Here is a 21,019-nt window from a genome sequence, read left to right on the forward strand (position 1 = left end):
GTCAGAGGGCCGCTCGCGGGGCATGCCAATACCTTTTGGGGATCGAACATCTGCAGTCTTTCGCTTGGCGGAATGTGGAGCGCGAAACTCTGCGGGGGATCGGCAAGGAAAGAAGTCGGGAAAGGTGGCGCTTGCTGTAGGGCGATTCGCTAAATCACGGAGGGTCATTCGGCGTCGATCGGGATTTCCTCGTTGCTCAAAGCCGGCGGCGCTCGCTATGCTGCTGAACCCTTTAATCCATTCGGGCATCGGCCGTACCTGAGCTGCCCGGGATACCTTGGAAAACGGATCAGATGCGATGAATGCACCCCTGAAAGCATTCGGCCCGATCAAGGCCGTGATTTTCGATATGGACGGTTTGTTGCTGGATACAGAGGGCATCTACACCGAAGTCACGTCCATCATTGCCGCGCGTTACGGCCGGACGTTCGACTGGAGCATCAAACAGAACATCATTGGCCGGGGTGCGGGCGATCTGGCGCGCTATGTGGTTGAAGCGCTGGACTTGCCGATCACGGCGCAAGAATTTCTGGTGATCCGCGAGCCGCTGATGCGCGAGCGTTTTCCTGCCGCGCAAGCAATGCCTGGCGCACAGGAGCTGGTGCGGCATCTGAAGGCCAACAATATTCCCATTGCCGTGGGCACCAGTTCCTCGAGCCAGTCGTTCGGCCAGAAAACCACCTTGCACCGCGACTGGTTCGCCTTGTTCGACTTCATCGTTACCGCCGATGACCCCGAGGTGGGCGCGGCCAAGCCGGCACCGGATATTTTCCTGACGGCGGCGCGACGTCTGGGTGTTGCACCGGAAGATTGCCTGGTGTTCGAGGATTCGCCTTTCGGTGTCACTGCGGCGAAAGCGGCGGGGATGACGGCGATTGCGATACCGGATGCGGCAATGGCAGACGCCAGCTACGCACACGCTGATGGCATTCTTCGCACGCTGAAGGCGTTTGTGCCGAGTGCCTGTGGTTTGCCGGCGCTTGAGTGGACCTAGCTAAAAAAGACGGCTCGACTCTGGCAATTGTGGGAGCGAGCCTGCTCGCGAAGGCGGTGTTTCAGACAACATCAACGTGTCTGATACTCCCTCTTCGCGAGCAGGCTCGCTCCCACAGTTATTGCAGTTGGCTGACAAGCATCAGGCGCCAAAACCACCGTCGATGGTCAGGCTGGCTCCAGTGATGTAGCCCGCTTCAGGGCTGACGAGGTAGGCGACGAAGCTGGCGATCTCTTCGGCCTTGCCGTAACGGCCCACGGCCATCAACGGGATCAGGCTTTCCGCAAAGTCACCCTCGGCCGGGTTCATGTCGGTGTCGACCGGGCCTGGTTGCACGTTATTGATGGTGATGCCTTGCGGGCCGAGATCGCGGGCCAGGCCTTTGGTCAGGCCGACCAGCGCCGACTTGCTCATGGCGTAGGGGCCGCCACCGGCGAAGGGCATGCGATCGGCGTTGGTGCTGCCGATGTTGATGATGCGACCGCCTTCTGTCATGTGCCTGGCGGCGGCCTGGGTGGCGATGAACACGCTGCGCACGTTGATGGCCAGGGTCTGGTCGAAGTCTTCGAGTTTGAACTCGGCCAGCGGTGCGACCGCCAGTACGCCGGCATTGTTGACCAGGATGTCCAGGCGACCGAAGGCTTCTACCGTGGCGGACACGGCACCGCGGATGGCGTCGGCGTCGGCGCTGTCGGCCTTGATGGCCAGGGCCTTGCCGCCCTTGGCGGTGATGCTGTCTTGCAGTTCTTCAGCTTTCGCCGTCGAGCTGACGTAAGTGAAGGCAACGGTCGCGCCTTCAGCAGCCAGGCGCTTGACGATGGCTGCACCGATACCGCGGGAACCACCTTGAATCAATGCCACTTTGCCGCTGAGGTTCTGAGTAGTCATGTCGATCTCCAAGTCCCGAGGCGAGATGTCCCGGTTGATGGAGCCTAGTATCGATTCAGGATTACCTGCTGTGTAGACCATAATTGCGATGGTCTGTGTAAACCAAAAGTTTATAATGGCGCCTATGGAAACCTTCAGCAGTATCGAATGCTTCGTGCGCAGTGCCGAGGTCGGCAGCTTTGCCGAAGCGGCGCGGCGCTTGAGCCTGACACCGGCGGCGGTGGGCAAGAGCGTTGCCAAGCTCGAGGCGCGCCTGGGTGTCAGATTGTTCCAGCGCAGTACTCGCAGCCTGACCCTGACGGAGGCCGGTCAGTTGTTTCTCGGCGAAGTCAGCGCCAGCCTGCATACGATCCAGAATGCCGTGGCCAATCTCGCCAGCGCCGGAGGGCAGCCTGCGGGCACTCTGAAAGTGAGCATGGGGACGGTATTCGGCTGCCTGTACATTGTGCCGATGCTCGGCGAGTTTCTGCGACGATTCCCGGCGATCAACCCGGACTGGCACTTCGACAACCGCCAGGTCGATCTGATCGGGCAGGGCTTCGACGCGGCAATCGGCGGTGGCTTCGAATTACCCCAGGGCGTGGTTGCACGCCGACTGAGTCCGGCACATCGGGTGTTGGTGGCTACGCAGGACTACCTGGAGACACATGCAGCGATCAGCGAGCCGGATGACCTCAAGCACCATGACGGGATTCTGATCCGCTCGCCGCAGACTGGTCGGGTGCGCTCCTGGCAGTTGACCCATCGCAATCAGCAACACAGCCCGTTGACGCTCAAGGCGCGGATGACCATGAGCGATTCCGAGGCCGCCTGCGCCACGGCCGCGCAGGGTCTGGGCATTGCGCTGGTGAGCATGCCGTTTGCTGCGGGCTATCTGGAAACGGGAAGGTTGCAGCGGGTGTTGCCGGACTGGTACATCGACGACGGCTACACCTCCATCTATTACGCCGAACACAAACTGCTGCCCGGCAAGACCCGGGCGTTTGTCGAATTCGTCATTGAGCAGTTTGCCGAGCGGGGGTTGGGGCAGAGGTTTAGTGCGGTTTGAGCAAGTCTTGAAACCGGGGGGTGGCCATCGCGAGCAGGCTCGCTCCCACACTGATCTGCGGCGTTCACAAATCCCCTGTGGGAGCGAGCCTGCTCGCGATGAACGATAACGCGGTCTACCGGGCAAACCGCGCCGGCCAGCCAATGATGTTTTTCGGCCGCGGAGTTGCGTAAGTCCGCACTTTCGACGTCGACAACCCCAACCGCACCAGCGACTCGGCAATGGTCACCGCCGCCGTCACCCCATCCACCACCGGTACTCCGGTACGTCGGCGAATCTGCTCGTCCAGCCCGGCCATGCCGCCGCAGCCCAGGCAAATCACTTCGGCCTTGTCCTGGGTCACCGCCAGTTCGGCCTGATGCACGATGGCCTCCAGTGCGCGCTGCGGTTCGTGTTCCAGTTCCAGCACTGCCAAACCACTGGCCCGTACCGAGGCGCAACGGTCCCAGAGTCCGGAGAGCTTGAGGCGATCTTCGATCAGCGGCACGGTGCGGTCGAGGGTGGTGACCACGGAATAGGCGTGACCGAGAAACATCGCCGTGCTGGCGGCGGCATCGGTGATGTCCACCACCGGCACATTGAGCAGTTCCTGCAAGCCTTCACGGCCGTGCTCGCCGTAGCCGGCCTGGATCACGGCGTCGAACGGCTGGTCGTAGGACATCACCCGGTCCATGACCGCGATGGCCGCCAGGTAACTTTCGAAATTGCCTTCGATGGAGTCGGCGCCGAAGTGCGGGGTGAGGCCGACGATTTCCGTGCCGGGCGACGCGACGGCCTGCGCCGAGCGGGCGATGGCCTGGGTGATGGATTCGGTGGTGTTGACGTTGACCACGAGAATGCGCATGGGGAGTCCTTATTGCGGTTGGTTCTGCGGCCCGACAACGCCGGACCGCGACAGGATCAGTGGCTGACGTTGTCGACCGCGATGGCTTCGCCGCTGACATCGGCATAGTGCGGTTGGCGCTTGGCGATGATCAGGTAGAGCATCCCGGCGATGCCGGCACCAATCAGCCAGGAGAACGGCGACACGCTGTGGAACCCCGGCACCAGGGCCAGGACGATGGCGATCAGGGCGGCGGGAATGAACGCCGCCACGGCGCGCAAATTGACCCCGCGGCTGTAGTAATAAGGGCCGTTCGGGTCTTCGCTGTACAACTGCGGGACGTTGACCTGGCCTTTTCGAACCAGCCAGTAGTCGACCATGATCACCCCGTACAACGGGCCGAGCAGGGCACCGAGGCCGGACAGGAAATACACGATCACCAGCGGACTGTTGTAGAGGTTCCACGGCAGGATCAGCACGGCGATGGTCGCGCTGATCAGACCGGCGCGGCGGAAGGTCAGGTACTTGGGCGCCAGGTTGCTGAGCACGAACGCCGGGGCGACGAAGTTGGCCATGATGTTCACCGCCACGGTGACGATCAGGAACGCCAGGCAGCCGAGCACCAGGAAGAAGGTGTTGGGGATCGAGGCGATGATTTCGGTCGGGCTTTCGATGATCCGGCCATTGATCTGAAATTGCGCGCCGCACAGCAGGACCGTGATGCTGGCGAACACCAGGATATTTACCGGCAAGCCCCAGAAATTTCCGACCTTGATGGTCTTGCGGCACGGCGAAGAGCGGGCGAAGTCGCAGAAGTTGAGGATCAAGGTGCCGTAGATCGCCAGCCACAACGCGCCACCGGCAAAGATGTTGCGCCACATCTCACCGCCAGTCAGCGGCTCACGGATCGACCAGGCGATGGTCGCATCGGCTTGGGTGTACATCCATGCGGCGAGGGCGGCGACGGTCAGCAGAATCACCGGGCCGGCAAACGCCTCGTAGCGCCGCACCATCTCCATGCCATAGGCAAGGATCGCCAGTTGCACGAACCAGATCGCGACGAAACACGCCCAGCCCAGGGTCGACAGGCCGAGGATCGAGTCGTGGTCGTAGTCGGCGAACCCGGGATGGACCGCCGTCAACAACACGCGAAAGACCACGGACGCAAGGTACGTCTGGATACCGAACCAGGCGATGGCGATAACGGCGCGGATCAACGCAGGAATCTGCGCACCGTGGATGCCGAAGCTGATCCGGCTGATGACCGGGAAGGGCACCCCGGTTTTCTGGCCCATGTAGCCAGACAGGTTCATGAAGAAGTAGACCAGTGCCGCGCCGATCCCCAGGGACAACAGGATCTGCCAGCCGCCCAGGCCAAGGGCATACAGGCCGATGGCAAACGAGTAGTTGGCAATGTTGTGCACGTCGTTGGTCCACAGGGCAAAGATGCTGTAGCGGCCCCAGCGTCGGCCTTCGGCCTTGGTCGGTGCCAGGTCCTTGTTGTGCAATCGGGGACTGAGCACCACGGGGGCATGATGCGCCTGATTGTCGGCGGTGTGGGTGGATTGGGAGGAGGGTAGATCCAGCGCGATGTTGTTATTGGAGAGACTAGTACGCATTCCGGCAGGCTCCTGATGCTCGACGCCGCGATGACTGTGCATGAGCGTTGGCTCGACAAATCTTCGTCGCGGGTGGCGAATATCATTGGTTACGGGGCATCTGCAGCCTGTACGGGATAGGGCGCTTCAGGCTTGCGGATCTAAAGTGTGTGTATGTTTTGATTTGATTGTATACAAAACATGTATGCACTTAAGCCAGATCCATGCCAGTCGCGATTCTATAAAAACCAGCGCTCATTTCGTTTTGTTATCGATAACGAATAACTGACTGAAAAATAGAAAATTTAAATTGACCGATTGAACAGGTATTTATTTTTTTAGAGGGGATGCAGGCGAGGTGATGGGAAAAGAGATGTAACTTTCTGGGGCGCTGAAACTAAAAGTGCACACACAAATGGCACCGATGGTGACATTCGTGTGTACACATTTTTAATGGTTGGTCACGAGACCCTGTGGGAGCGAGCCTGCTCGCGAAGCGGAGTGTCAGTCACATTGATGCTGGATGTACCGCCGCCTTCGCGAGCAAGCCCGCTCCCACAAAGGGGATTTCACAAGGCTTGGGATCAGGCTTTCGACTTGCTGATGATATTCCCTGCATGCAGCCCACATTCCTTCTGCGTCGCTTCTTCCCACCACCAGCGGCCTTCACGCTCGTGCTGGTTCGGCAGTACCGGGCGGGTGCAAGGTTCGCAGCCGATGCTGATGAAACCGCGTTCGTGCAGGCTGTTGTACGGCAGTTCCAGCATGCGGATGTAGCCCCAGATCTCTTCGCTGGTCATTTGTGCCAGCGGGTTGAACTTGTACAAGGTGCGTTCCGGGGTGGAGAACGCGGTGTCGATTTCCATCACCGCGACGGCGCTGCGGGTGCCGGGGCTCTGGTCCCGGCGCTGGCCGGTGGCCCAGGCTTTCACGCCGGACAGCTTGCGGCGCAGCGGTTCGATCTTGCGGATGCCGCAGCATTCGCCATGACCGTCCTTGTAGAAACTGAACAGGCCTTTTTCCTTCACGAACGGTTCGAGTCTGGTGTGGTCCGGCGACACCAGTTCGATGTCGATCTTGTAGTGCTCGCGCACCTGATCGATGAAGCGGTAGGTCTCGGGGTGCAGGCGGCCGGTGTCGAGGCTGAACACCTTGACGTTCTTGTTCAGCTTCCAGGCCATGTCCACCAGCACCACATCCTCGGCGCCGCTGAAAGATATCCACAGGTCATCGCCGAACTCGGCAAAAGCGAGTTTCAGAATGTCCTGGGCGGATTTGTTGGCATAGGTCGTGGCGAGTTCCACGACGTCGAACGTTGGGCTCATCAGGGCGGCTTCCTACAGGTCGGTGGCGCTGGGCGCTCTATATGGGGTCGATGGTAACAAAAAGCTGCACGGGCCGGGGCATCCTCTGCGTTGCGCAGGCAGGCCCGAGTCGCTAGAGTTCGGCAGTCTTTTTGCTCGCTCGACTCAATAATCAATACAAATGGGAGTGTCTTGTGGAAATTGCCTGTCTGGATCTTGAAGGTGTGCTGGTTCCGGAAATCTGGATCGCCTTCGCCGAAAAAACCGGGATCGAATCCCTCAGGGCCACCACCCGGGACATTCCCGACTACGACGTGCTGATGAAGCAGCGCCTGCGGATTCTCGACGAGCACGGCCTGAAGCTCTCCGACATTCAGGAAGTGATCGCCACGCTCAAGCCGCTGGACGGCGCCATCGAGTTCGTCGACTGGTTGCGCGAGCGCTTCCAGGTGGTGATTCTGTCGGACACCTTCTATGAGTTCTCCCAGCCGCTGATGCGCCAGCTGGGCTTCCCGACCTTGCTCTGCCATCGTCTGATTACTGACGACAGCGGGCGAGTCACTGACTATCAACTGCGTCAGAAAGACCCCAAGCGTCAGTCGGTCCTGGCCTTCAAGAGCCTCTACTACCGGGTGATCGCGGCGGGGGATTCCTACAACGACACCACGATGCTGGGCGAGGCCGATGCCGGGATTCTGTTCCATGCGCCGGACAACGTGATTGCGCAGTTCCCGCAGTTCCCGGCGGTGCATACGTTTGAAGCGTTGAAGCAGGAGTTCATCAAGGCTTCGAACCGGACGTTGAGCCTGTAGTCGTCCAGAAGGACGCCATCGCGAGCAGGCTCGCTCCCACAGAGGTTCGGTGATGACTTGTGGGAGCGAGCCTGCTCGCGATGCTTTTAAAGGTTTTGCAGTGTGTCGAGCAACACCTTCACCTTGGTAATCGACTCCTGATACTCAGCCTGCCACTCCGAATCCGCGACAATCCCGCCACCGCCCCAGCAACACACCTGCCCGTCCTTGACCAGCAAACTGCGGATGGCGATGGAGCTGTCCATCTCGCCGCGCACGTCCAGGTAGACCAATGAACCGCAATACAGTCCGCGTCGGGTCGGCTCCAGCTCGTCGATGATCTGCATGGCGCGAATCTTTGGCGCGCCGGTAATCGAGCCTCCCGGGAAGCTGCCGGCGATCAGGTCCAGGGCGTCGCGCTCATCCGCCAGTTCACCGGTGACGCTGCTCACCAGGTGGTGCACGTTCGGATAGCTTTCCAGGCTGAACAATTCCGGCACCCGTACCGAACCGGTACGGCAGGTACGACCGAGGTCATTGCGCAGCAGGTCGACAATCATCAGGTTTTCCGCCCGGTCCTTGGGGCTGGCCAGCAATTCGGCGGCGTTCGCGGCGTCTTGCTCAGGCGTCAGGCCCCGCGGGCGAGTGCCCTTGATCGGGCGGGTTTCCACATGGCCCTGGCTGATTTTGACGAAGCGTTCCGGCGACAGGCTGAGTACGGCATTGCCATCAGGCAAGCTCTGGAAACCGGAAAAAGGCGTTGGACACGCTGCGCGCAGTGCGCAGTAAGCGGCCCACGGGTCACCCTGGCAGGGTGCACGAAACCGTTGGGCGAAATTGACCTGATAACAGTCGCCGGCCTGAATGTACTGCTGGATGCGCTCGATGGCCTGTTGATACTCGTCTGCGCTCAAGTCGGCAGTCATCGGGGTGAGCAGTTTGAAGGGCGCGAGCACTTCCGGGGCAGGCTGGCTGAACAATTCGATCAGGCGCTGACGCTCACTGTCGGGCAGGGTCGGGTGGAACACCAATTGACTGGTCAGCGACAGGTGGTCGCTGATCAATGCCCAGCCGTACAAGCCGAAACGTGCGTCCGGCAGATGCAGGTCGTCACGGGCCTGGCTCGGCAGGCGCTCCAGATGTCGGCCGAAGTCGTAACTCAGGTAGCCGATCAATCCACCGGCAAACGGTAACTCATAAGGTGTCGGCAGACTGGCTTCGCCCAGGCGTGTCAGGTTGTCGCGCAGGCGTTGCAGGAAAGCGTCGCCACTTTCGTCGGGCGATACCGTCAGTTGCTCCAATGGCCAGGCGCTGAGCAGGTCATAGCGACCGCGGTCGGCGCTGGGGCGGCCACTGTCGAGCAGGATGGCGCCGGGAGCATGGCGAATCGCCGCGAAATATTCGGCGGGGTTGGCGCGATAGGGCAGCGGGTGTACGGAGCAGGTCAACATGGGCGGGGGAAGTCAGCCATTGAGGCGGGGTGGCGATTGTAGTCCCCTCGGGGATTTGCTCCTAGAGGGGATGTCGGGGATTGGTAGATTGGAGGCAGGCATGAGTGCTGTGGAATCTGTCAGGTGGTCTTCGCGAGCAGGCTCGCTCCCACAAAAACGGCGCTGAACCCTGTGGGAGCGAGCTTGCTCGCGAAAGAGGCGACTCGGTTCTGGATCAAATCTCAACCGCAGGAATATGCCCAAACATCTCCTGCACAAACGCCACGCGCTCTTCAACCGTTTCGGTCACGCCACGAGCCTTGAGGTCTTCCAGCCGCGCCTCGACCGCATGAGTACGCAACGTCAGGCCGCAGTCATTGGCAATCTGGATATTCAGCCCCGGCCGTGCGTTGAGCTCCAGGATCAGCGGGCCTTTTTCCTGGTCCAGGACCATGTCGACCCCGATGTAGCCCAAGCCGCACAACTCATGACAGCCAGCGGCGAGTTTCATGAAACCGTCCCAGTAGGGCAGTTGCACGCCATCCACTGCATTCGTGGTGTCCGGGTGTTTGTTGATGATGTTGTTCAGCCAGGTGCCGCGCAGGGTCAGGCCGGTGGCCAGGTCCACGCCGACACCGATGGCGCCCTGGTGCAGGTTGGCCTTGCCGTTGGACTGGCGCGTCGGCAGGCGCAACATGGCCATCACCGGGTAACCCATCAAAACAATGATGCGAATGTCCGGCACGCCTTCATAGCTGATGCTCTTGAAGATCTGGTCCGGAATCACCCGGTATTCGATCAGCGCCCGGTCGCGGTGACCGCCCAGGGAGTACAGGCCGGTCAGGATGCTGGAAACCTGGTGCTCGATTTCCTCATGGCTGATGATCCGGCCGGACACCGTGCGGTAACGCCCTTCAAAGCGGTCGGCGATCACCAGGATGCCATCACCGCCAGCGCCCTGGGCAGGTTTGATCACGAAGTCACTGCGTGCGCCAATGATCTCTTCGAGATTGTCGATTTCCTTCTCGGTGGAAATCACGCCATACAACTCGGGCACATGGATGCCGGCGGCAATGGCGCGTTCCTTGGTGATGATCTTGTCATCGACGATCGGGTACAGGCTGCGCTTGTTGTACTTGAGCACGTAGTCTGCGTTGCGCCGATTGATCCCCATGATGCCCCGGGCTTCCAGGGCCTTCCAGGTCTTCCAGTAGCCGAACATCAGGCGTCAGCCTTCTTCAGGAAGGCCTTGAAACGCACCAGCTCGGTCAGGCGGTAACCGCGATAACGACCCATGGCCAGCATGAAGCCCACCAGGATCAGCAGGATCGCCGGGAAAGTGAACACGAAGTACACCAGTTCCGGCACGGTCATGATCAGGTGTGCCAGGGACGCGGCGAACAGCGTGCCGATGGCCACTTTCATGGCATGGCCACCGCCGCGTTCTTCCCAGGTGATCGACAGGCGTTCGATGGTCATGGTCAGGATCACCATCGGGAACAGCGCCACCGACAAGCCGCGTTCCAGGCCGAGTTTATGGCTGAGCAGGCTGATCGCCGCAATCAGCACCACCACGAACGTCAGTACCACCGACAACCTCGGCAGCATTTGCAGTTTCAGGTGTTCGAGATAGGAGCGCAGCGACAGGCCCAGCGTCGTGATGATGGTAAACAGCACGATACCGAAACCGAGCTGGGTTTCGCGGAAGGCCAGGGCGATCAGTACCGGGGTGAAGGTGCCCAGGGTCTGGATGCCGATCAGGTTGCGCAGGATCAGGATCACCAACACGCCGATCGGGATCATCACCATGATCATGAAGGTCTGCTGGGTTTGCAGCGGCAGGCCGTACAACGAATATTCGAGGAAGTTGGCGTCGGTGTTTTCATCGGTCAGCTTGGCCAGGCGAATGGCGTTCATTTCGCTGTTGTTCAGGCTGAAGGTCACGTTGGCTTTCTTGCCGCCATCGACGGTGATCAGGTTTTCATCGCCGCTCCACCACAGCAGGCGGTCGGTCGGCAGGCCCTGTTCACCGGTTTCCGGGTTGAAGTACAGCCAGTCGGTGCCATTGAAACTGCGCAGCCACAGTTCCGGTATTTGCGGCTGGTCGGCCACCAGGCGGATGGTGTGGACCTTCTCGATCGGTACGTGGGCGATGGACAGCAGCAACTCGACGATTTTCGCCTTGTGCGCCGCGGATGGATCACCGGCCAGCAGCAGTTTCACGTTGTCGTCGTTGAGGTTGTTGACCCGCTTGATGGCTTCGCCGACGAAGGTTTCGACGTCGGCCGAGTGTTGGCGAATCGGTGCGAGCAGGGCTTCGGCGGCGATTTTTTCCGGGCCTTCGATAGTCATGCTGTCGCGAAAGGTCGGGCCTTTGATCTTGGCTTTCTCGCCGGAATAACGCTTGGTCAGCACCAGGCGGTAATACAGCGTCTGATTGCCTTTGGCCCGGCGTGCCGACCAGGTGACCTTGCGGTTGCCATCGACCCGGTTCACGGCCACGCCGTAGTTGTTGGAGATGAAGCTCTCGTTGAGGCTGACGAAGTCGCGGCTCAGCGGCGGCACGAACATCTGGATCTTGACCGGATCCTTGGCACTGGCGACGAACTCGACCTTGGCGTCGATGTTCCACAGGTCGTCGGTGGCGTCTTCGGTCACCGGGATGCCCAGTACGAAGATCTGATAGGCCGTAACTGAAATGCCCAGCACCACCAGGATGGCGATCAGCAGTTTCAGGTGAAGGGTAAGAGAGCGCATTTGAATTACTCGGCGGTATGAGCGTCGGTGGTGCAGGCGGGTTTGCCGGCAGCATATTTAAGGCTGGGGTCAACCAGTGCATCGAAGCGCTTGAGTGCTTCGGAGCCAATCAGGAGCGGATATTGGAACGCGCTGCGGTCGGTCAGGTTCACTTCGATGCTGCGCAGGGCCGAGCCCATGCAGATGTCCAGTTCGATCACCGGGCGGGCGGTGTACTTCTTGCCTTCCTCCGGGTCGTAGTCGCCGGCCCGGCGCTTGATCTTGCTGACACGGGCCAGCGGGCGTTCGATCGGGTGCGAATGGGCGGCGTCGATGGCCAGGTAAAAACGTACCCACGACTCGCCGTTGCGTTTGAAACGTTTGATATCCCGTGCACTCAGGGAAGCGGTTTTCGCCCCGGTGTCGAGTTTGGCCGCCACTTCCAGATCGATGCCGTTGAGCGATGCGTACTCATTCAGGCCATACACGGTCTTTTCCCCGGCCATTGCGAAGCCGGGCAGGCAAAGGAAATAAAGGAAGGTGGGGAAGGGCTTGAGTCTCATAAATCCTGGTGCGCAGCGGTCCGACTTGATTCAAGGCCCTGGCATCGCTGCGCAAGCTCCCTCGTATGCCTGTCAGGGTTTTATGACAGGCAGTGCAGATGTGACAAACAAATGCGGGCGGCATTCTAGCACGGTGGTTTGATGGCGCCAGCGCTGGCCGGTGGCTATAAATAGACGGGTTGCTTCGTTATGGTGCAACCGGTTATCAGAAGATTGTCGACAATATCTATTTATCCTTTGACTGCATCGCCTGTATTCGTTAGTTTTTACGGCATTGGCTCACAAGGTGTCGACAATATGCTGGATCAACTCGATCCCCCGGTTTCTACGCAAGACGATACGGAGACGCTTTCCGAGAATGTCTTCCGACGCATTCAGGCGGCTATCGTCAAAGGCGATATCGCGCCGGGCAGCAAAATCTCCGAGCCGGAACTGGCGCGCACCTACGGCATCAGCCGTGGCCCGCTGCGCGAGGCCATCCACCGTCTGGAAGGCCAGCGCCTGCTGGTTCGCGTGCCGCATGTCGGCGCTCGGGTGGTGTCGCTCAACCACGCCGAACTGATTGAGCTATACGAAATCCGCGAATCCCTGGAAGGCATGGCCTGTCGCCTGGCCGCCGAGCGCATGAGCCTCGAAGAAATCGACGAACTGCGTCGGGTCCTGGAAACCCACGAGCGCGATGAGGCGTTTCAGGCCGGGAGAGGCTATTACCAGCAGGAAGGCGATTTCGACTTCCATTACCGAATCATCCAGGGCAGCGGCAACCGCACGCTGACCCAAATGCTCTGTGGCGAGCTGTATCAACTGGTGCGCATGTACCGCATCCAGTTTTCCACCACGCCCAATCGCCCGCACCAGGCGTTCGCCGAGCACCACCGAATTCTCGATGCCATTGCCGACCGTGACGGTGAACTGGCCGAGTTGTTGATGCGCCGTCACATCGGCGCCTCCAAACGCAACATCGCCCGTCATTACCAGGACGGCGCTAACCCGACAGCCAAACGAGGTGAGTCATGAGTTTGAACAAGAGCACTCCAGGCCAGCGTTTCCGCGATGCGGTCGCCAGCGAGCATCCATTGCAAGTGGTCGGCGCGATCAACGCCAACCATGCGCTGCTGGCCAAGCGCGCCGGTTTCAAGGCGATCTACCTGTCGGGTGGCGGGGTGGCTGCCGGCTCCCTCGGCGTGCCGGACCTGGGCATCACCGGCCTGGATGACGTGCTGACCGACGTGCGCCGTATCACCGATGTTTGCGACCTGCCGCTGCTGGTGGACGTGGACACCGGTTTCGGTTCCTCGGCGTTCAACGTCGCTCGCACCGTCAAGTCGATGATCAAGTTTGGCGCCGCAGCGATTCACATCGAAGACCAGGTCGGCGCCAAGCGCTGCGGTCATCGCCCTAACAAGGAAATCGTGACCCAGCAGGAAATGGTCGATCGCATCAAGGCGGCCGTCGATGCCCGTACCGATGACAGCTTCGTGATCATGGCCCGTACCGACGCCCTGGCGGTGGAAGGCCTGGAGTCTGCCCTGGATCGCGCCGCCGCGTGCATCGAGGCCGGCGCCGACATGGTGTTCCCGGAAGCCATCACCGAGCTTGAAATGTACAAGCTGTTCGCCAGCCGTGTGAAAGCGCCGATCCTGGCCAACATCACCGAGTTCGGCGCGACGCCGCTGTACACCACCGAACAGCTGGCCGCTGCCGACGTATCGCTGGTGCTGTACCCGCTGTCGGCGTTCCGCGCCATGAACAAGGCTGCGGAAAACGTCTACACCGCGATCCGTCGCGATGGTACGCAACAGAACGTCATCGACACCATGCAGACGCGCATGGAGCTTTACGATCGCATCGACTACCACACCTTCGAGCAGAAGCTCGATGCGTTGTTCGCCGCGAAGAAGTAAGTCGAATAACTCCCTAATAAATTCAAGAAATTGGAGGCAGAAATGGCCGAAGCAAAAGTACTCAGTGGCGCCGGGCTCCGTGGCCAGGTAGCCGGGCAAACCGCATTGTCCACCGTGGGCCAGTCGGGTGCCGGTCTGACCTATCGTGGTTATGACGTCCGTGAACTGGCGGCAGACGCGCAGTTTGAAGAAGTGGCCTACCTGCTGCTGTACGGCGAACTGCCGAGCAAAGCGCAACTGGCAGCCTACGTTGCCAAACTGAGCAAGCTGCGTGACCTGCCGCAAGCGCTGAAAGAAGTGCTGGAACGCATCCCCGCCGACGCCCACCCGATGGACGTGATGCGCACTGGCTGCTCGTTCCTGGGCAATCTGGAGCCGGAGAACGACTTCTCCGAGCAGCACGACAAGACCGACCGCCTGCTGGCTGCGTTCCCGGCGATCATGACTTACTGGTATCGCTTCAGCCACGAAGGCAAGCGCATCGATTGCGTGAGCGACGAGCAGTCCATCGGTGGCCACTTCCTGCACCTGCTGCACGGCAAGAAGCCGAGCGAGCTGCACGTGAAGGTGATGAACGTTTCGCTGATCCTCTACGCAGAGCACGAGTTCAACGCGTCGACCTTCACCGCACGTGTTTGCGCATCGACCCTGTCCGACCTGTATTCGTGCATCACTGCGGCCATCGGCTCGCTGCGCGGCCCGCTGCACGGCGGCGCCAACGAAGCGGCGATGGAAATGATCGAGCGCTTCTCGTCGCCGGAAGACGCGATCAAGGGCACCCTCGGCATGCTCGAGCGCAAGGACAAGATCATGGGCTTCGGCCACGCGATCTATAAGGACAACGATCCGCGCAACGAGGTGATCAAGGGCTGGTCGAAAAAGCTCGCCGACGAAGTGGGCGACAAGGTGTTGTTCCCGGTGTCCGAAGCCATCGACAAGACCATGTGGGAGCAGAAGAAACTGTTCCCGAACGCCGACTTCTACCATGCCTCGGCGTACCACTTCATGGGCATCCCGACCAAGTTGTTCACACCGATCTTCGTCTGCTCGCGCCTGACCGGCTGGGCCGCCCACGTGTACGAACAACGTGCCAACAACCGCATCATCCGTCCAAGCGCCGAGTACACCGGCGTTGAACAGCGCAAGTTCGTACCAATCGAACAACGCTGAATGGTGGAGGTCGGCACCGGGATCTGAGTTCAATGCAGATCCCTGTAGGAGCGAGCCTGCTCGCGATGACGGACTGACATTCAACATCAATGTCACCCGTTACATCGCTATCGCGAGCAGGCTCGCTCCTACAGTGGATTGCATTGGCTTCGAAGCCGCTGCCAGGCCCCACCTTTTGTAACTACCGTGACCGAGTCCTGACGATGAACACTGAATTTCGCAAATCGCTGCCCGGCAGCCACCTGGATTACTTCGACGTCCGCGCGGCAGTCGAGGCGATCCAGCCTGGCGCCTACGACACCCTGCCGTACACCTCCCGTGTGCTGGCGGAAAACCTTGTGCGTCGCTGCGACCCGGCCACGCTCACCGAATCCCTGAAGCAATTCATCGAGCGCAAACGCGACCTCGACTTCCCGTGGTTCCCGGCCCGCGTGGTGTGCCACGACATCCTCGGCCAGACCGCTTTGGTCGACCTCGCCGGCCTGCGTGACGCCATCGCCCTGCAAGGCGGTGACCCAGCGCAAGTCAACCCGGTGGTGCCGACCCAACTGATCGTCGACCACTCCCTGGCCGTCGAGCGCGGTGGTTTCGATCCAGAGGCGTTCGAGAAGAACCGCGCCATCGAAGACCGTCGCAACGAAGACCGGTTCCACTTCATCAACTGGACCAAGAAGGCGTTCAAGAACGTCGACGTGATCCCGCCGGGCAACGGCATCATGCACCAGATCAACCTGGAGAAAATGTCTCCGGTGATCCAGGTGCGTGACGGCGTGGCCTTCCCTGATACCTGCGTCGGCACTGACAGCCACACCCCGCACGTCGATGCGTTGGGCGTGATCGCCATTGGTGTCGGTGGTCTGGAAGCCGAAAGCGTAATGCTCGGTCGCGCATCGTGGATGCGTCTGCCGGAAAGCGTCGGCGTCGAACTGACCGGCAAGCTGCAACCGGGCATCACCGCCACCGACATGGTGCTGGCGCTGACCGAGTTCCTGCGCAAGCAAAAAGTGGTTGGCGCATGGCTGGAATTCTTCGGCGAAGGTGCCTCCGCGCTGACCCTTGGCGACCGCGCGACCATCTCAAACATGGCTCCGGAATACGGCGCCACCGCGGCGATGTTCTACATCGACCAGCAGACCATCGACTACCTCAAGCTCACCGGCCGTGAAGACGAGCAGGTGCAGCTGGTCGAGAACTACGCCAAGCAGACCGGCCTGTGGGCTGACAGCCTCAAGGGCGCGCAATACGAGCGCGGCCTGACGTTCGATCTGTCTTCTGTTGTGCGCAACATGGCTGGCCCAAGCAACCCGCACGCCCGTGTCGCGGTTTCGGATCTGGCGGCCAAAGGCATCTCCGGCCAATGGGATGATGTGCCTGGTCAAATGCCGGATGGCGCGGTGATCATCGCCGCCATCACCAGCTGCACCAACACCAGCAACCCGCGCAACGTGATCGCCGCCGGCCTGCTGGCGCGCAACGCCAACAAGCTCGGCCTGACCCGCAAGCCATGGGTCAAGTCGTCCCTGGCACCGGGTTCGAAAACCGTGGCGCTGTACCTCGATGAAGCCGGTTTGACTAAAGAACTGGACCAGCTCGGTTTCGGCGTCGTGGCTTTCGCCTGCACCACTTGCAACGGCATGTCCGGTGCACTGGACCCGGTGATCCAGCAAGAGATCATTGATCGCGACCTGTACGCCACTGCCGTGTTGTCCGGTAACCGCAACTTCGACGGGCGGATTCACCCGTACGCCAAGCAGGCGTTCCTCGCGTCGCCGCCATTGGTGGTCGCTTACGCCATCGCCGGTACCATCCGTTTCGACATCGAAAAAGATGTGCTGGGTGTGGTGGACGGCAAGGAAATCCGCCTGAAAGACATCTGGCCGAGCGACGAAGAAATCGACGCAGTGGTCAAGGCTTCGGTGAAGCCGGAGCAGTTCCGTCAGGTGTACATCCCGATGTTCGCCATCCACGAAGACACCGGCCCGAAAGTCGCGCCGCTGTACGAATGGCGTGAAATGAGCACCTACATCCGCCGTCCGCCGTACTGGGAAGGCGCGCTGGCCGGCGCTCGTCCGCTCAAGGGCATGCGCCCTCTGGCGGTACTGCCGGACAACATCACCACCGATCACCTGTCACCGTCCAACGCCATCATGCTCGACAGCGCCGCTGGCGAATACCTGGCGAAAATGGGCCTGCCGGAAGAGGACTTCAACTCTTACGCGACTCACCGTGGTGACCACCTGACCGCGCAGCGTGCGACGTTCGCCAACCCGAAACTGTTCAACGAAATGGTTCAGGAAGACGGCAAGGTCAAGCAAGGTTCGCTGGCCCGCGTCGAGCCGGAAGGCAAAGTAATGCGCATGTGGGAAGCCATCGAGACCTACATGGATCGCAAGCAGCCGCTGATCATCATTGCCGGTGCCGACTACGGTCAGGGTTCGTCCCGCGACTGGGCGGCCAAGGGCGTGCGCCTGGCGGGTGTGGAAGCGATTGCCGCCGAAGGTTTCGAGCGCATTCACCGCACCAACCTGGTGGGCATGGGCGTGTTGCCGCTGGAGTTCAAAGCGGGCACCAACCGTCACACCCTGGCCATCGACGGCAGCGAAACCTACGACGTGATTGGCGACCGCACCCCGCGTGCAGACCTGACGCTGGTGATCCATCGCAAGAACGGCGAACGCGTCGATGTGCCGGTGACCTGCCGCCTCGACACCGCTGAAGAAGTGTCGATCTACGAAGCCGGTGGCGTGCTGCAACGCTTCGCCCAAGACTTCCTCGAAGAATCGGCGGTTGCCGTCTAAAACAAGCTGTGCAGACGCGGGACTTTGAGTCCCGTGTCTGTTTTCAGATCAGGAGTAAGCAGCACCATGGCTCACGCAGCTCAGATCAAGATTCCCGCCACCTACATGCGCGGCGGCACCAGCAAGGGCGTGTTTTTCAGCCTGACGGATTTGCCAGAAGCGGCACAGGTTCCAGGCCCGGCCCGCGATGCCTTGTTGCTGCGCGTGATCGGCAGCCCCGATCCGTACGACAAGCAAATCGACGGCATGGGCGGCGCGACCTCCAGCACCAGCAAAACCGTGATCCTGTCGAAGAGCATCAAGGCTGATCACGACGTCGATTACCTGTTCGGCCAGGTCTCCATCGACAAGCCTTTCGTGGACTGGAGCGGCAACTGCGGCAACCTGTCGGCGGCGGTCGGTTCGTTCGCCGTCAGCAATGGCCTGGTGGACGCCAGCCGCATCCCGCACAACGGCGTGGCTGTGGTTCGCGTGTGGCAGGCCAACATCGGCAAGACCATCATCGCCCATGTGCCGATCACCAATGGTGAAGTGCAGGAAACCGGTGATTTCGAACTCGACGGCGTGACCTTCCCGGCGGCCGAAGTGCAGATCGAGTTCCTTGATCCGGCAGCGGACGAAGAGGGTGGTGGCGGTTCGATGTTCCCTACCGGCAACCTGGTGGATGACCTGGAAGTACCCGGCGTCGGTACCTTCAAGGCGACCATGATCAACGCTGGCATCCCGACGATTTTCGTCAATGCCGAAGACATCGGCTACAAGGGCACCGAGTTGCAGGGAGCGATCAATGGCGACCCGAAAGCCTTGCTGATGTTCGAAACCATCCGCGCTTACGGCGCATTGCGCATGGGCCTGATTTCCAACATCGACGAAGCGGCGAAACGCCAACACACGCCAAAAGTGGCCTTCGTGGCCAAGCCGGCGGACTACGTGGCGTCCAGCGGCAAGGCGATTGCCGCAGGCGATGTCGACCTGCTGGTGCGTGCACTGTCCATGGGCAAGTTGCACCACGCGATGATGGGCACGGCGGCAGTGGCGATCGGTACGGCCGCAGCGATTTCCGGTACTTTGGTGAACCTCGCGGCAGGCGGTATCGAACGCAACGCGGTGCGCTTCGGCCATCCGTCCGGCACCTTGCGCGTCGGCGCCGAGGCCAGCCAGGTCAATGGCGAATGGACCGTGAACAAAGCAATCATGAGCCGCAGTGCGCGGGTGTTGATGGAAGGTTATGTGCGTGTGCCGGGTGATTCGTTCTAGCCGACGCATCCCCCCTGTAGGAGCTGGCTTGCCAGCGAAGAGGACGTCAAATTCAACATCATTGTTATCTGTGACACCGCTTTCGCTGGCAAGCCAGCTCCTACAGGTGAATCGAACATGAGCGCCAACGTCGACCTGAACAACCGACCCGACTACGACCAGGTCCTGCAGGATATTGCCGACTACGTTCTGAACTACAAGATTGAGTCTGAGCAAGCGCTGGACACCGCGCGCAACTGCCTGATCGATACCTTGGGTTGCGGCCTGCTGGCCCTGCGTTTTCCCGAGTGCACCAAGCATTTGGGGCCCGTGGTAGAAGGTACTGTCGTGCCGTTCGGCGCCCGGGTGCCGGGGACCAGTTACCGACTCGATCCGGTGAAGGCGGCGTGGGACATCGGCTGCATTGTGCGCTGGCTCGACTACAACGACACCTGGCTCGCGGCGGAGTGGGGGCATCCGTCGGACAACCTCGGCGGTATTCTCGCGGTAGCCGACCATTTATCACAAAAGCACCTGGCCAATGGCGAGGCACCGCTGACCGTGCGTACAGTGCTTGAAGCGATGATCATGGCCCATGAGATTCAGGGCGTGATCGCGCTGGAAAACTCGTTCAATCGTGTCGGCCTCGATCACGTCATCCTGGTGAAGGTCGCCTCGACGGCGGTCACCGCCAAACTGATGGGCGCGAATCGCGAGCAGTTGTTGTCGGCGTTGTCCCACGCTTTTGCTGACGGCCAGGCGTTGCGCACGTATCGGCATGCGCCGAATGCCGGATCGCGAAAGTCCTGGGCAGCAGGTGATGCATCCAGCCGTGGCGTGCGCCTGGCGGACATCGCGATGCGCGGCGAGATGGGCATCCCCGGCGTATTGAGTGCCAAGCAGTGGGGTTTTTATGACGTACTGTTCAGCCACGCCAATAGCGATCTGGCACTCAAGCCTGAAGACAAGCGCGGGTTCAGTTTCTCGCGGCCGTACGGCAGTTATGTGATGGAAAATGTGCTGTTCAAGATCAGTTTCCCGGCCGAGTTTCACGCGCAAACCGCGTGTGAAGCAGCGGTGATCCTGCATCCGCAAGTGCGCAATCGTCTGCACGAAATCGACCGGATCGTCATCACCACTCATGAGTCAGCGATTCGCATCATTTCCAAGGTCGGTCCGCTGGCCAATGCCGCCGACCGCGATCACTGTATCCAGTACATGACCGCCGTGCCGCTGGCCTTCGGCAACCTGGTTGCGGAGTACTACGAAGACGATTTCCACCAGGCGCATCCGATCATCGATGTGCTGCGCGAGAAAATGGTCATCGTCGAAGAACCGCGCTACACCCGTGAATATCTGGAGGCCGACAAGCGCTCGATTGCCAATGCGGTGCAGGTGTTTTTCAAGGACGGTTCGAGCACGGAAAACGTCGTCGTGGAATACCCGATTGGGCATCGTCGGCGTCGGGCTGAAGGTATTCCGTTGCTGGAGGAGAAGTTCAAAGCGAATTTGCTGACACGATTCGCGGGTCAGCGTAGCGAGGAGATTTTTGCGCTGTGCAAGGATCAGGCAGCGCTTGAAGCGACGCCTGTTAATCGATTTGTGGATTTGTTTGTGATCTAGGAGACCGCGTTATCGTTCAATCGCGAGCAGGCTCGCTCCTACAGTTGATTTGTGTTCACCGCAGATCCCCTGTAGGAGCGAGCCTGCTCGCGATGAGGCCGGAACAGGCAATA

The 21,019-nt window shown here is 60.5% G+C and carries 17 protein-coding genes; 9 read left to right on the forward strand and 8 right to left on the reverse strand.

The genetic code is table 11. The features are described 5' to 3' along the window. Positions 1–298: 298 nt before the first annotated feature. A complete protein-coding gene (locus AC3IT9_RS08810) occupies positions 299–994 on the forward strand; it encodes an HAD-IA family hydrolase (RefSeq protein WP_489272695.1) in 696 nt (231 codons plus the stop codon). Positions 995–1,135: 141 nt separating this feature from the next. Here AC3IT9_RS08810 and AC3IT9_RS08815 read toward each other — a convergent pair whose 3' ends face one another. Then, on the reverse strand, positions 1,136–1,882 hold the full coding sequence (locus AC3IT9_RS08815; protein WP_151213299.1) for a 3-oxoacyl-ACP reductase family protein: 747 nt from the start codon (positions 1,880–1,882) through the stop codon (positions 1,136–1,138). Positions 1,883–2,006: 124 nt separating this feature from the next. Here AC3IT9_RS08815 and AC3IT9_RS08820 point away from each other — a divergent pair, with 124 nt between their 5' ends. Then, positions 2,007–2,930: a LysR family transcriptional regulator gene (locus tag AC3IT9_RS08820; RefSeq protein ID WP_489273491.1), complete on the forward strand. Its 924-nt coding sequence runs from the start codon at positions 2,007–2,009 to the stop codon at positions 2,928–2,930. Between the two features lie 115 nt (positions 2,931–3,045). On the opposite strand, the gene AC3IT9_RS08825 is transcribed toward AC3IT9_RS08820, so the two are convergent. The 3 genes from AC3IT9_RS08825 to AC3IT9_RS08835 form a co-directional block, all read right to left on the reverse strand. Then, on the reverse strand, positions 3,046–3,774 hold the full coding sequence (locus tag AC3IT9_RS08825; RefSeq protein WP_008017624.1) for an aspartate/glutamate racemase family protein: 729 nt from the start codon (positions 3,772–3,774) through the stop codon (positions 3,046–3,048). 56 nt (positions 3,775–3,830) lie between these two features. After that, positions 3,831–5,372, reverse strand: coding sequence for an NCS1 family nucleobase:cation symporter-1 (locus AC3IT9_RS08830; RefSeq protein WP_150724639.1), 1,542 nt, complete (start codon positions 5,370–5,372; stop codon positions 3,831–3,833). 563 nt (positions 5,373–5,935) lie between these two features. Next, entirely contained in the window at positions 5,936–6,676 is a 741-nt protein-coding gene (locus AC3IT9_RS08835) for a phosphoadenylyl-sulfate reductase (protein ID WP_150724640.1), read from the reverse strand. A 173-nt stretch (positions 6,677–6,849) separates the two neighbouring features. Here AC3IT9_RS08835 and thrH point away from each other — a divergent pair, with 173 nt between their 5' ends. Continuing rightward, entirely contained in the window at positions 6,850–7,467 is a 618-nt protein-coding gene (gene thrH / locus AC3IT9_RS08840) for a bifunctional phosphoserine phosphatase/homoserine phosphotransferase ThrH (protein ID WP_150724641.1), read from the forward strand. Between the two features lie 86 nt (positions 7,468–7,553). Here thrH and pabB read toward each other — a convergent pair whose 3' ends face one another. From pabB to rloA, 4 genes are all read right to left on the reverse strand, one after another. Continuing rightward, complete coding sequence (gene pabB, locus AC3IT9_RS08845) at positions 7,554–8,897, reverse strand: aminodeoxychorismate synthase component I (protein WP_150724642.1); 1,344 nt, start codon at positions 8,895–8,897, stop codon at positions 7,554–7,556. Between the two features lie 214 nt (positions 8,898–9,111). Beyond that, positions 9,112–10,098, reverse strand: a complete 987-nt coding sequence (locus AC3IT9_RS08850) for an alpha-L-glutamate ligase-like protein (protein ID WP_150724643.1) — start codon at positions 10,096–10,098, stop codon at positions 9,112–9,114. Then, positions 10,098–11,633, reverse strand: coding sequence for an osmotic stress tolerance membrane protein RloB (gene rloB, locus AC3IT9_RS08855; protein ID WP_489272698.1), 1,536 nt, complete (start codon positions 11,631–11,633; stop codon positions 10,098–10,100). Before rloB ends, AC3IT9_RS08850 begins: the two co-directional genes overlap by 1 nt. Positions 11,634–11,638: 5 nt before the next feature. Further along, the gene (rloA, locus tag AC3IT9_RS08860; protein ID WP_046042906.1) at positions 11,639–12,175 is read right to left on the reverse strand and encodes a retropepsin-like aspartic peptidase RloA; all 537 of its coding nucleotides are present in this window, start codon (positions 12,173–12,175) and stop codon (positions 11,639–11,641) included. A gap of 297 nt (positions 12,176–12,472) precedes the next feature. Here rloA and AC3IT9_RS08865 point away from each other — a divergent pair, with 297 nt between their 5' ends. The 6 genes from AC3IT9_RS08865 to prpD all read left to right on the forward strand — a co-directional run bounded on the left by AC3IT9_RS08865 (position 12,473) and on the right by prpD (position 20,906). Then, positions 12,473–13,192, forward strand: coding sequence for a GntR family transcriptional regulator (locus AC3IT9_RS08865; protein WP_008048579.1), 720 nt, complete (start codon positions 12,473–12,475; stop codon positions 13,190–13,192). Next, positions 13,189–14,079 carry a methylisocitrate lyase gene (prpB, locus tag AC3IT9_RS08870; protein ID WP_008061726.1) on the forward strand — a complete coding sequence of 297 codons (891 nt, stop codon included), beginning with the start codon at positions 13,189–13,191 and terminating at the stop codon, positions 14,077–14,079. The genes AC3IT9_RS08865 and prpB overlap by 4 nt, the downstream gene beginning before the upstream one ends. A 42-nt stretch (positions 14,080–14,121) precedes the next feature. Then, positions 14,122–15,249 (forward strand): bifunctional 2-methylcitrate synthase/citrate synthase, encoded by a 1,128-nt coding sequence (gene prpC, locus AC3IT9_RS08875; protein ID WP_150724645.1) that lies wholly within the window; start codon positions 14,122–14,124, stop codon positions 15,247–15,249. A gap of 203 nt (positions 15,250–15,452) precedes the next feature. Continuing rightward, entirely contained in the window at positions 15,453–18,047 is a 2,595-nt protein-coding gene (gene acnD, locus AC3IT9_RS08880) for a Fe/S-dependent 2-methylisocitrate dehydratase AcnD (RefSeq protein WP_489272699.1), read from the forward strand. A gap of 66 nt (positions 18,048–18,113) precedes the next feature. Next, a complete protein-coding gene (gene prpF, locus AC3IT9_RS08885) occupies positions 18,114–19,304 on the forward strand; it encodes a 2-methylaconitate cis-trans isomerase PrpF (protein ID WP_150724647.1) in 1,191 nt (396 codons plus the stop codon). A 117-nt stretch (positions 19,305–19,421) separates the two neighbouring features. Then, entirely contained in the window at positions 19,422–20,906 is a 1,485-nt protein-coding gene (gene prpD / locus AC3IT9_RS08890) for a 2-methylcitrate dehydratase (protein WP_489272701.1), read from the forward strand. Positions 20,907–21,019: the final 113 nt, after the last annotated feature.

Source organism: Pseudomonas sp. KH_046_1 (genome assembly GCF_057839025.1).